Annotated in this window: 11 protein-coding genes; 9 read left to right on the plus strand and 2 right to left on the minus strand. The window is 54.0% G+C overall.

Features of this window, described 5'->3' with window-relative positions:
* Positions 1–14: 14 nt before the first annotated feature.
* On the minus strand, positions 15–3221 hold the full coding sequence (gene rne / locus ACRDD5_RS13805) for a ribonuclease E (protein WP_438677071.1): 3207 nt from the start codon (positions 3219–3221) through the stop codon (positions 15–17).
* A 570-nt stretch (positions 3222–3791) separates the two neighbouring features.
* Between rne and rluC the strand changes: the two genes are divergently transcribed.
* Complete coding sequence (gene rluC, locus ACRDD5_RS13810; RefSeq protein ID WP_271281759.1) at positions 3792–4739, plus strand: 23S rRNA pseudouridine(955/2504/2580) synthase RluC; 948 nt, start codon at positions 3792–3794, stop codon at positions 4737–4739.
* 74 nt (positions 4740–4813) lie between these two features.
* Here rluC and ACRDD5_RS13815 read toward each other — a convergent pair whose 3' ends face one another.
* Positions 4814–5398, minus strand: a complete 585-nt coding sequence (locus tag ACRDD5_RS13815; protein ID WP_271281758.1) for a Maf family protein — start codon at positions 5396–5398, stop codon at positions 4814–4816.
* Between the two features lie 141 nt (positions 5399–5539).
* Here ACRDD5_RS13815 and yceD point away from each other — a divergent pair, with 141 nt between their 5' ends.
* The 8 genes from yceD to ACRDD5_RS13855 all read left to right on the plus strand — a co-directional run.
* Positions 5540–6061 carry a 23S rRNA accumulation protein YceD gene (gene yceD / locus ACRDD5_RS13820; protein ID WP_271281757.1) on the plus strand — a complete coding sequence of 174 codons (522 nt, stop codon included), beginning with the start codon at positions 5540–5542 and terminating at the stop codon, positions 6059–6061.
* A 16-nt stretch (positions 6062–6077) separates the two neighbouring features.
* On the plus strand, positions 6078–6251 hold the full coding sequence (gene rpmF, locus ACRDD5_RS13825) for a 50S ribosomal protein L32 (protein WP_106992734.1): 174 nt from the start codon (positions 6078–6080) through the stop codon (positions 6249–6251).
* Positions 6252–6330: 79 nt separating this feature from the next.
* Positions 6331–7365: a phosphate acyltransferase PlsX gene (plsX, locus tag ACRDD5_RS13830; RefSeq protein ID WP_271281756.1), complete on the plus strand. Its 1035-nt coding sequence runs from the start codon at positions 6331–6333 to the stop codon at positions 7363–7365.
* A gap of 6 nt (positions 7366–7371) precedes the next feature.
* The gene (locus tag ACRDD5_RS13835) at positions 7372–8325 is read left to right on the plus strand and encodes a beta-ketoacyl-ACP synthase III (RefSeq protein ID WP_271281755.1); all 954 of its coding nucleotides are present in this window, start codon (positions 7372–7374) and stop codon (positions 8323–8325) included.
* 15 nt (positions 8326–8340) lie between these two features.
* Complete coding sequence (gene fabD, locus ACRDD5_RS13840; protein ID WP_438677072.1) at positions 8341–9270, plus strand: ACP S-malonyltransferase; 930 nt, start codon at positions 8341–8343, stop codon at positions 9268–9270.
* Between the two features lie 13 nt (positions 9271–9283).
* Positions 9284–10018: a 3-oxoacyl-ACP reductase FabG gene (gene fabG / locus ACRDD5_RS13845; protein ID WP_271281753.1), complete on the plus strand. Its 735-nt coding sequence runs from the start codon at positions 9284–9286 to the stop codon at positions 10016–10018.
* Between the two features lie 154 nt (positions 10019–10172).
* Positions 10173–10409, plus strand: coding sequence for an acyl carrier protein (acpP, locus tag ACRDD5_RS13850; protein WP_003857954.1), 237 nt, complete (start codon positions 10173–10175; stop codon positions 10407–10409).
* A gap of 85 nt (positions 10410–10494) precedes the next feature.
* Positions 10495–11171, plus strand: a 677-nt coding sequence (locus tag ACRDD5_RS13855; RefSeq protein WP_438677073.1) for a beta-ketoacyl synthase N-terminal-like domain-containing protein, incomplete at its 3' end; no start/stop codon positions are given.

Below are 11171 nucleotides of genomic sequence, written 5' to 3' on the forward strand. Positions count from 1 at the left end.
AACGTGCAGTACGCTTATTTAGCAGACTGCGGGCGCGTTGCAGGTGCAGTGGCCTGGTGCGAAGCACTGTGGCCGCCAGCAGAACCTTTACCTTCGAAATCGAAGGCCGGGCGAACCCAGTCGCTTTGACGCGGTGCGTCCGGAACATAGTCCGGTGCCGGAGCACGGGTCATTGGCGCAGTAGCATAGTGAACATCTGCATTCGCCTGAGCGACGGGTACAGGCTTGGCTTCAACCTCTACTTCCGCGGTTTTCACTTCAACCACCTCAGGTTTTGCTTCAGCAACAGGCACCGGTTCAACAGCAATTTCAACTTCCGGCTGCACGGTAGTTTCAACGTCCACTTCTACGACGTCCTGCTGTGGCTCGGGTTCAACCGCAACGGCGGCGATTTCAACCGGCTCTGCAGCCTGTACTTCTTCCACGACCTGCTCAGCAACCACGACATCTTCAGCGGCGATGATCTGCGGCTGCTCGCTAACAGGCGAAGCAATCACCTCTGGATGAGCGGTCTCAACTGCAGCGACCTGCGGCTCCGGGATGGAGACGGCAGCGGCTTCGGTGATGACCTCATCGGCGACAGGCATCACAGGGGCAACAGTTTCTGGCGCGATGTTCTGCTCGTCGAACTGCTGCTCCTGAGGACGGGCAACCGGATAGCGGATCCAGGCTTTACCCGAGGCCATTTCTGGTGATGCACAGGCAATCGCCAGCGGCATTGGAGACTGCAGCGGGTAACGCTCATCACGATAGCGACGACGACGCTGACCGCTTACACGCAGGTGACGCGGAGAACGACGTGAACGACGTGGCATACCGGTGTTGTCACGATTTTCAGCGTTGTCTTCCTGCTCTGGTGCACTTTCGATTACCGCAGGCAGGTCAACTTTAGCCAGCTCAGTGCTCTGCGCAGGCGCAGCGTGCGGGGCAACGGCTTCAGCAGCCATCTCTTCCTGAGTCTGGAAACGCACTTTCTGGTTCAGCTGGCGCGGTTTACGGCGCGGCATAACCTGAATGTTTTCTTCCTGCTCGGCATCCTGCACGGGTTGCTCTTCGCGGTTAAGCTCTTTCGTTTCTTGCTGCGCCTGGCGCTTGTCATCACTACGACGACGGTTGCGCTCGCGGCGCGGCTGCTGCTCATCACGCTGTCTGGATTTTTCAGACTCGTCGCTGACCGGCTGGCGAACTTCGCGTTCTTCCACGTTCTGCTGTGGTTTTTCGCGGCGGTTGCGGCGGTTATCATCGCGACCTTCACGGCTTTCACGACCTTCGCGGCTCTCACGATTATCACGGTTATCGCGATTTTCACGACCTTCACGGCCTTCGCTATTGTCAGAACGGCTATCGCGGTTATCACGGCGATCGTTGCGATCGTTACGGTCACGGCGGTTGTTCTGACGCTTACGACGATCCTGTGAGCGCTCTGGTTTAACTTCTTTCTGCTCTACCGGTTCCGGGGCAGGCTGCGGCTCTTCACCGGCAAACATTTTCTTCAGCGCACCGAAGAAACGGCTCAGCAGGCCAGGTTCAGCAGGGGCAGTGCGGGTTTCTGCAGCAGGTTTCTGCGCCACAGGTTGCGCATCAACGCTTTCCTGGGCAGGTGCTGGAGGTGCTTCTGGCATCACAAAAGCGGCCAGCGCTGGCTGCTCAGGCAGTTTACGTTCGTTGTACTCGGCCTCAGACGGCAGCGCCATTTCTTCTTCATGCAGCTTAGGCAGCATGTAGCTCAGCGTGGTCGTCTCTTCGCCTTTGCGAACGCGCAGCACGGAGTAGTGTGGGGTCTGCATCTGATCGTTCGGAACGATCACGCAGCGCAAGCCACCCAGACGGGTTTCGATAGCGCTTACCGCTGCACGTTTTTCGTTCAGCAGGTAAGAGGCGATCGGCACGGGCACAATAGCGTGAACTTCTTTGGTGTTCTCTTTCAGCGCTTCTTCTTCAATCAGACGCAGGATAGAGAGCGACAGCGACTCGTTATCACGCACGGTACCGGTGCCGCTACAGCGCGGGCAGACGTGGTGGCTGGATTCACCCAGTGACGGGCTGAGACGCTGACGGGACATCTCCAGCAGACCAAATCGTGAGATGTGGCTTATCTGGATACGCGCACGGTCCTGACGTACCGCTTCACGCAGGCGGTTTTCTACCGCGCGCTGGTGACGGACCGGGGTCATGTCGATGAAATCGATAACGATCAGGCCGCCCAGATCGCGCAGGCGCAGCTGGCGAGCAATCTCGTCGGCCGCTTCCAGGTTTGTGTTGAACGCCGTTTCTTCGATATCGCCGCCGCGGGTTGCACGTGCGGAGTTAATGTCGATGGCGGTCAGCGCTTCGGTGCTATCGATAACAATGGAACCACCGGACGGCAAACGTACTTCACGCTGGAAAGCGGACTCGATTTGCGATTCGATCTGGTAGTGGCTGAACAGCGGGATTTCACCGGTGTACAGTTTAATTTTGCTGGTGAAATCCGGACGACCCAGCGCGGCGATGTGCTGGCGAGCCAGCTCAAGCACTTTCGGGTTATCAATCAGGATTTCGCCGATGTCCTGACGCAGATAGTCACGGAAAGCACGCACGATAACGTTACTTTCCTGGTGGATCAGGAACGGAGCAGGGCGGCTTTCAGCGGCTTTCTGAATCGCTTCCCAGTGCTTCAGACGGAAGCCCAGATCCCACTGCAGCGCTTCGGCAGATTTGCCAACGCCGGCGGTACGGACAATCAGGCCCATGCCGTCTGGCAGTTCAAGACTGCCCAGCGCTTCTTTCAGCTCGGTACGGTCATCACCTTCGATACGGCGGGAGATCCCCCCCGCACGCGGGTTATTAGGCATCAGGACCAGATAGCTGCCTGCCAGACTGATAAAGGTAGTGAGTGCAGCGCCTTTGTTGCCGCGCTCTTCTTTATCGATCTGAACGATAACTTCCTGACCTTCACGCAGGACATCTTTGATGTTCGGACGGCCATGGGCGTTATAGTTAGAAGGGAAGTATTCGCGAGCGATCTCTTTCAGCGGGAGGAAACCGTGACGCTCGGCACCGTAATCAACAAATGCGGCTTCAAGGCTCGGTTCAATGCGGGTGATTTTACCTTTGTAAATGTTCGCTTTTTTCTGTTCGTGTCCCGGACTTTCGATATCCAGATCGTACAGACGCTGCCCATCCACAAGGGCGACACGCAACTCTTCTTGCTGAGTTGCGTTGATTAACATTCTTTTCATCGTAACTTACTCATTATTCTTACATTGACGACTAAGCTGCGGGCAAGGTGACGCTTTCCGGGGTATGAACCGATGGCCTCGTGTCTATTCACGTCGCCAACCTCACGGTTGTCGCTCGCTTAAGAGGCGCAAAGTGTCGGTTGCCTGTATTTCATACGGAAATACAGCGCAATTATCAGGGGAACAGCCTGGGTAAAACTCTCCAGAGAAGATTCCATTTACCGGTAAGTACTGCAACCCGCAGCCCGCTAACTGTCTGAAAGATCAATACGTCTTACGCCATTGCTGCGTGGATGATCGGTCAGACAAAATTGGTCATTCCGTCTTATCCTTACTAAACCCGGATTTAACACGGAAAACAGCAGCATTATTCCATTGCTAACCGGGTTATAGCAAGATGACTTTTACCAATTATCACCCGGTTACTCACAGTTTCTTCACTTCATCGAGGTGATTGGTTTAATAACCATCAAATCGATTGCGTGCGCCAGGCGGTTACCGGGTAGATGTAAATATAAGCATAGAAAAATGAGTGGCGCTAATGGCTGGTGATAATTAGAATCGCCCACCATGAAAACAGAGACTCCATCCGTAAAAATGGTTGCCATCACCGAAGATGAAGCGGGGCAACGAATCGACAACTTTTTGCGCACCCAACTGAAAGGTGTGCCAAAGAGTATGATTTATCGCATCTTGCGCAAGGGCGAGGTGCGGGTGAATAAGAAGCGCATCAAACCTGAATACAAACTTGAAGCGGGTGATGAAATACGCATCCCGCCCGTTCGCGTTGCTGAACGGGAAGAAGAGGCTGTATCGCCGCATCTGAATAAAGTGGCGGCCCTGACGAATGTGATTTTATATGAAGACGATCATATTCTGGTGTTGAACAAGCCCTCCGGCACTGCCGTGCATGGCGGTAGCGGGTTGAGCTTCGGTGTGATTGAAGGTCTGCGCGCGCTGCGCCCTGAAGCACGTTTCCTCGAGCTGGTTCATCGTCTCGATCGCGACACCTCCGGTGTGCTCTTAGTCGCCAAGAAACGTTCTGCCCTGCGTTCGCTGCATGAACAGCTGCGTGAAAAAGGGATGCAGAAAGATTATCTGGCGCTGGTGCGCGGGCAGTGGCAGTCCCACGTTAAAGTGGTGCAGGCCCCGCTGCTGAAGAATATTTTGCAAAGCGGTGAGCGCATCGTTCGCGTTAACCAGGAAGGCAAACCGTCTGAGACGCGCTTCAAAGTTGAAGAGCGCTATGAATTTGCGACGCTGGTGCGCTGCAGTCCGGTGACCGGACGTACCCACCAGATCCGCGTTCATACTCAACATGCCGGTCATCCTATCGCCTTCGACGACCGTTATGGTGACCGTGAGTTCGATAAGCAGTTGGCGGGCACGGGATTATCGCGTCTGTTCCTGCACGCCGCCGCGCTGAAGTTCACACACCCAGGCACGGGCGAAATCATGCGTATTGAAGCGCCAATGGACGAGCAGCTGAAACGCTGCCTGAAAGTTTTGCGCGGTTAATCGCCAGGCGGCGCTGCGCTTGCACGGGCCTATGGTTATGTAGGCCGGGTAAGCATAGCGCCACCCTGCGTAAGTTACGCCATCAGCGGGTTATAGTGTTCCCGACGTAACATCTGGCACAGCGCAATCAGCGGTAATCCTACCAGCGCATTCGGGTCACGACCGTCCAGCTTGTCAAACAGTGCAATCCCTAATCCTTCACTCTTAAAACTGCCTGCACAGTTCAGCGGTCGCTCTTTGCGGACGTAATCCTCAATCTCCTGTTCGCTAAGGTGGCGAAAGTGGACATCAAAGGGCTCGCATTCGGTCTGTAAATGCCCCGTCGCGGCATTGTAGAGGGCCAGGCCGGTGTAAAAAGTGACAATGCTGCCGCGTGCCTTCATGAGCTGCTGACGCGCATTCTCTTCCGTATGCGGTTTACCGGTAATCTCGCCGTCCAGGACGCAAACCTGATCGGAACCTATAATCAGATGGTCAGGGTAGCGTGCAGCCAGACTTTGCGCTTTTTCCTGAGCCAGACGGACCACCAGATGGCGCGGTGATTCACCGGGGCGTGGGCTTTCATCTACGTTCGGTGCGGCACATTCAAACGGCAGTCCGAGCTTTTCCAGCAGCACGCGGCGATAGGGTGATGTGGAGGCAAGAAGAAGATTTGGCATATTTTTTTCACCAGATATAGCGTATCGATGCCAGCCATTTTAAACTACAGGCCGCAATGTGTGCGAATAATTGGCAAAAGGCAGCCCGAGGTTGCCTTTTTCTTTGACTCTATGACGTTACAAAGTTAATATGCGCGCCCTATGCAAAAGGTAAAATTACCCCTGACTCTTGATCCGGTTCGTACGGCTCAAAAACGCCTTGATTATCACGGTATCTATACCCGCGATCAGGTTGAGCGTATCGCCGAATCCGTAGTCAGTGTGGACAGTGATGTGGAATGCTCCATGTCGTTCGCTATCGATAACCAGCGCCTTGCCGTATTGACCGGTGATGCAAAGGTATCGGTTACGCTCGAGTGTCAGCGTTGCGGGAAATCGTTCCCACTTCATGTTCACACAACATATTGTTTTAGTCCCGTTCGCTCTGTCGAGCAGGCTGAAGCACTCCCGGAAGCGTATGAGCCGATTGAGGTTAACGAATTCGGTGAAATCGATCTGCTGGCACTAGTTGAAGATGAAGTGATCCTCACTATGCCTGTGGTTCCGGTGCATGATTCTGAACACTGTGAAGTGTCCGAGGCGGACATGGTCTTTGGGGAATTGCCTGTTGAAGCGCAAAAACCAAACCCATTTGCCGTATTAGCCAGTTTAAAGCGTAAGTAATTAAGGAGTAAGGTCCATGGCCGTACAACAGAATAAACCAACCCGTTCCAAACGTGGCATGCGTCGTTCCCATGACGCGCTGACTGCAGTTACCAGCCTGTCTGTAGACAAGACTTCTGGTGAACAACACCTGCGTCACCACATCACTGCTGACGGTTTCTACCGCGGCCGCAAGGTTATCACTAAGTAATCACGCGTTTGCGTGATTAAGCTTAGTGAGGGTTTCCCCGTGCAAGCGGGGATATACCGAACCAGGCTGTGACGATACCTTGACACGTCTAACCCTGGCGTTAGATGTCATGGGGGGTGATTTTGGCCCTTCTGTGACAGTGCCTGCAGCATTGCAGGCACTGAACTCTAATTCGCAACTCACTCTTCTATTAGTCGGAAACCCCGACGCAATCACGCCATTACTCGCAAAAGCTGACTTCGAACAACGTTCGCGTCTGCAGATTATTCCTGCGCAGTCAGTTATTGCCAGTGATGTCAGGCCTTCGCAGGCCATCCGCAACAGTCGCGGCAGCTCAATGCGTATTGCACTTGAGCTGGTAAAAGATGGACGCGCGCAAGCGTGCGTTAGCGCGGGAAACACCGGCGCACTGATGGGGCTGGCAAAATTACTGCTCAAGCCCATTGATGGGATTGAGCGCCCGGCGCTGGTGACGGTACTGCCGCATCAGCAAAAGGGCAAAACGGTGGTGCTTGATTTAGGTGCCAACGTCGATTGCGATAGCGTGATGCTGGCGCAATTTGCGGTGATGGGCTCGGTGCTGGCTGAAGAAGTACTGGGAATTTCCCGCCCTCGGGTGGCCTTGTTGAATATCGGTGAAGAAGAGACCAAAGGTCTCGACAGCATTCGTGAAGCGGGAGAGCGGCTAAAAAACGAGCCGTCCATCAACTATATTGGTTATCTTGAAGCCAACGAATTATTGACCGGAAAAACGGATGTACTGGTGTGTGACGGGTTTACAGGTAACGTGACACTGAAAACCATGGAAGGGGTGGTGAGAATGTTTCTTTCTCTGCTTAAATCGCAGGGAGAGGGGAAAAAAAGGTCATGGTGGCTGATTTTATTGAAGCGTTGGTTACAAAAGAGCCTGGCGCGGCGATTCAGTCACCTCAACCCCGACCAGTATAATGGCGCCTGTCTGTTAGGATTGCGCGGCATCGTGATTAAGAGTCACGGTGCCGCCAATCAGCGAGCGTTTTCCGTCGCGATTGAACAGGCAGTGCAGGCGGTGCAGCGACAAGTCCCACAGCGGATTGCCGCTCGCCTGGGATCTGTATTAGCAAAAAGTGACTGAGCGTACATGTATACGAAGATTTTAGGTACCGGCAGCTATCTGCCAAAACAAGTGCGAACCAACGCCGATCTGGAAAAAATGGTAGATACGTCTGACGAGTGGATTGTCACGCGTACAGGTATCCGTGAACGTCGTATTGCCGCGCCAGATGAAACGGTTGCCACCATGGGCTTTGAAGCTGCCCAGCGCGCGCTGGAGATGGCGGGTATCGATAAAGAAGACATCGGTCTGATTATTGTCGCGACGACGTCCTCGACCCATGCTTTCCCAAGTGCGGCGTGCCAGGTACAGAACATGCTGGGCATTAAAGGCTGCCCGGCGTTTGACGTGGCGGCTGCCTGCGCAGGCTTTACCTATGCGCTGAGCATTGCCGATCAGTACGTGAAATCCGGTTCGGTTAAGCATGCGCTGGTGATCGGTGCTGACGTGCTGGCGCGGACATGCAATCCAGAAGATCGTGGGACAATCATTATCTTTGGTGATGGTGCAGGTGCAGTTCTGCTGGGACAATCTGAAGAGCCGGGCATTATCTCGACACATCTGCATGCGGACGGCCGCTACGGCGAGCTGTTAACGCTGCCAAACGCAGATCGTGTTAATCCGGACAGCTCAATCTACCTGACCATGGCGGGGAATGAAGTCTTCAAAGTGGCGGTCACCGAGCTGGCGCATATCGTTGATGAAACGCTGGAAGCCAACAACCTCGAGCGCTCCGCCCTCGACTGGCTGGTGCCGCATCAGGCTAACCTGCGCATCATCAGCGCTACTGCGAAGAAACTCGGCATGTCTATGGATAACGTTGTGGTGACACTGGATCGTCACGGCAATACGTCTGCGGCATCGGTACCCTGCGCATTTGACGAAGCGGTGCGCGATGGACGAATTCAACGGGGCCAACTGGTGTTGCTCGAAGCCTTCGGTGGCGGTTTCACCTGGGGTTCTGCGCTGGTTCGTTTCTAGTATAAGGATTAAATAATGACGCAGTTTGCTTTTGTGTTTCCGGGCCAGGGTTCTCAGGCCGTAGGAATGTTGTCTGGTTTAGCGGCAGAGTATCCGGTAATCGAAGAGACATTCCGTGAAGCTTCTGATGCTCTGGGCTATGATCTTTGGGCGCTGACTCAGCAGGGGCCAGCCGAAGAGCTGAATAAAACCTGGCAGACGCAGCCAGCGCTGCTGACCGCATCGGTGGCCCTGTGGCGCGTATGGCAACAGCAGGGTGGCAAAACGCCTGCGCTGCTGGCAGGCCATAGCCTGGGGGAATACTCTGCGCTGGTATGTGCCGGTGTGATTGCATTTGCTGACGCGGTACGCCTGGTTGAACTGCGCGGCAAGTTTATGCAGGAAGCGGTACCGGAAGGGACCGGCGGCATGTCGGCTATTATCGGTCTGGATGATGCTGCTATTGCGAAAGCGTGCGAAGAGTCAGCCGCTGGGCAGGTGGTTTCACCGGTTAACTTCAACTCGCCTGGCCAGGTGGTTATCGCCGGTCACAAAGAAGCGGTTGAACGCGCTGGTGCTGCCTGTAAAGCTGCCGGTGCTAAGCGTGCGCTGCCGCTGCCGGTTAGCGTCCCATCCCACTGCGCGCTGATGAAGCCTGCTGCAGAGAAACTGGCGATTGAACTGGAAAAAATCACCTTCAATGCACCGGTTATCGCGGTGGTAAACAACGTTGATGTGCAGTGTGAAACCGCGCCAGAGGCTATCCGTCATGCGCTGGTTCGCCAGTTGTACAGCCCGGTTCAGTGGACCAAAACCGTTGAATTTATGGCATCGCAGGGCGTTGAGCACCTGTATGAAGCAGGTCCGGGTAAAGTCCTCACCGGTCTGACAAAACGTATTGTTGATACCCTGACCGCGTCGGCCATTAATGAGCCGGAAGCACTGTCAGCGGCACTCGCGCAGTAAGAAGAGGAATACCATGAGTTTTGAAGGAAAAATCGCACTGGTCACCGGCGCAAGCCGTGGTATTGGCCGTGCCATTGCTGAAACGCTCGTCGCGCGCGGCGCGACGGTGATCGGTACTGCAACCAGCGAAAGCGGTGCGCAGGCGATCACTGATTATCTGGGTGCGAACGGCAAAGGTCTGATGTTGAATGTGACCGATCCTGCATCTATCGAATCTGTTCTGGGAAACATTCGCGCAGAATTTGGCGAAGTGGATATTCTGGTCAATAATGCCGGGATTACTCGCGACAACCTGCTGATGCGAATGAAAGATGATGAGTGGAACGATATTATCGAAACCAATCTTTCATCTGTATTCCGTCTGTCAAAAGCGGTAATGCGAGCTATGATGAAAAAGCGTCATGGACGTATTATCACTGTCGGTTCTGTGGTTGGTACCATGGGAAATGCTGGTCAGGCTAACTACGCTGCGGCGAAAGCAGGTCTGATCGGTTTCAGTAAGTCGCTGGCGCGCGAAGTTGCGTCTCGCGGTATTACGGTAAACGTTGTTGCTCCGGGCTTTATTGAAACGGACATGACGCGTGCGCTGACTGAAGATCAGCGTGCGGGTACGCTGGCGGCAGTTCCTGCGGGTCGTCTTGGCGATCCTAAAGAAATCGCCAGCGCGGTAGCATTTTTAGCCTCTGACGAAGCGAGTTACATCACTGGTGAGACTCTCCACGTTAACGGCGGAATGTACATGGTTTAACCACGATCAAAAAGATTTGCGTTATTAGGGTGAATGGCCTCAGAATAACGCAAAATCGTGGTACGACCTGCCGGGATTTAGTTGCAAATTTTTCAACATTTTATACACTACGAAAACCATCGCGAAAGCGAGTTTTGATAGGAAATTTAAGAGTATGAGCACTATCGAAGAACGCGTTAAGAAAATTATTGGCGAACAGCTGGGCGTTAAGCAGGAAGAAGTTGTGAACTCCGCTTCCTTCGTTGAAGACCTGGGCGCAGATTCTCTTGACACCGTTGAGCTGGTAATGGCTCTGGAAGAAGAGTTTGATACTGAGATTCCGGACGAAGAAGCTGAGAAAATCACTACCGTTCAGGCTGCCATTGATTACATCAACGGCCACCAGGCGTAAGTGAACATCTCCAGGCGGTCATTCGACCGCCTGAGTTTTATCTTTTTATCCCACTTGAATTATTTTCCCTCCCTGGAGGACAACCGTGTCTAAGCGTCGTGTAGTTGTGACCGGACTGGGCATGTTGTCTCCTGTCGGCAATACCGTAGAGTCTACCTGGAAAGCTCTCCTTGCCGGTCAGAGTGGCATCAGCCTGATCGACCATTTCGATACTAGCGCCTATGCAACCAAATTTGCTGGCTTAGTAAAGGATTTTAACTGTGATGACATTATCTCGCGCAAAGAACAGCGCAAGATGGATGCCTTCATTCAATATGGAATTGTCGCTGGCGCCCAGGCCATGCAGGATTCTGGCCTCGAAATTACGGAAGAGAACGCCCATCGTATTGGCGCCGCAATCGGCTCTGGTATTGGCGGTCTCGGTCTTATCGAAGAAAACCATACCTCTCTGGTAAACGGTGGACCGCGTAAGATCAGCCCGTTCTTCGTTCCGTCGACGATTGTTAACATGGTGGCAGGTCACCTGACCATCATGTACGGCCTGCAAGGGCCAAGCATCTCCATCGCGACCGCCTGTACTTCAGGCGTGCATAACATCGGTCATGCTGCACGTATCATTGCATACGGCGACGCAGACGCGATGGTTGCGGGTGGTGCTGAAAAAGCCAGTACACCGCTGGGTGTGGGTGGTTTTGGCGCAGCACGTGCGCTGTCTACGCGTAATGATAACCCGCAAGCGGCAAGCCGTCCGTGGGACAAAGA

It is taken from the genome of Silvania sp. (assembly GCF_051656365.1).
Lineage (GTDB): Bacteria > Pseudomonadota > Gammaproteobacteria > Enterobacterales > Enterobacteriaceae > Enterobacter > Enterobacter hatchlandensis.

Bases quoted from the DNA above. Each gene is read 5' to 3' on its own strand.
- rne (WP_438677071.1), bottom strand. From the start codon at position 3,221: ATGAAAAGAATGTTAATCAACGCAACTCAGCAAGAAGAGTTGCGTGTC.
- rluC (WP_271281759.1), top strand. From the start codon at position 3,792: ATGAAAACAGAGACTCCATCCGTAAAAATGGTTGCCATCACCGAAGAT.
- ACRDD5_RS13815 (WP_271281758.1), bottom strand. From the start codon at position 5,398: ATGCCAAATCTTCTTCTTGCCTCCACATCACCCTATCGCCGCGTGCTG.
- yceD (WP_271281757.1), top strand. From the start codon at position 5,540: ATGCAAAAGGTAAAATTACCCCTGACTCTTGATCCGGTTCGTACGGCT.
- rpmF (WP_106992734.1), top strand. From the start codon at position 6,078: ATGGCCGTACAACAGAATAAACCAACCCGTTCCAAACGTGGCATGCGT.
- ACRDD5_RS13835 (WP_271281755.1), top strand. From the start codon at position 7,372: ATGTATACGAAGATTTTAGGTACCGGCAGCTATCTGCCAAAACAAGTG.
- fabD (WP_438677072.1), top strand. From the start codon at position 8,341: ATGACGCAGTTTGCTTTTGTGTTTCCGGGCCAGGGTTCTCAGGCCGTA.
- fabG (WP_271281753.1), top strand. From the start codon at position 9,284: ATGAGTTTTGAAGGAAAAATCGCACTGGTCACCGGCGCAAGCCGTGGT.
- acpP (WP_003857954.1), top strand. From the start codon at position 10,173: ATGAGCACTATCGAAGAACGCGTTAAGAAAATTATTGGCGAACAGCTG.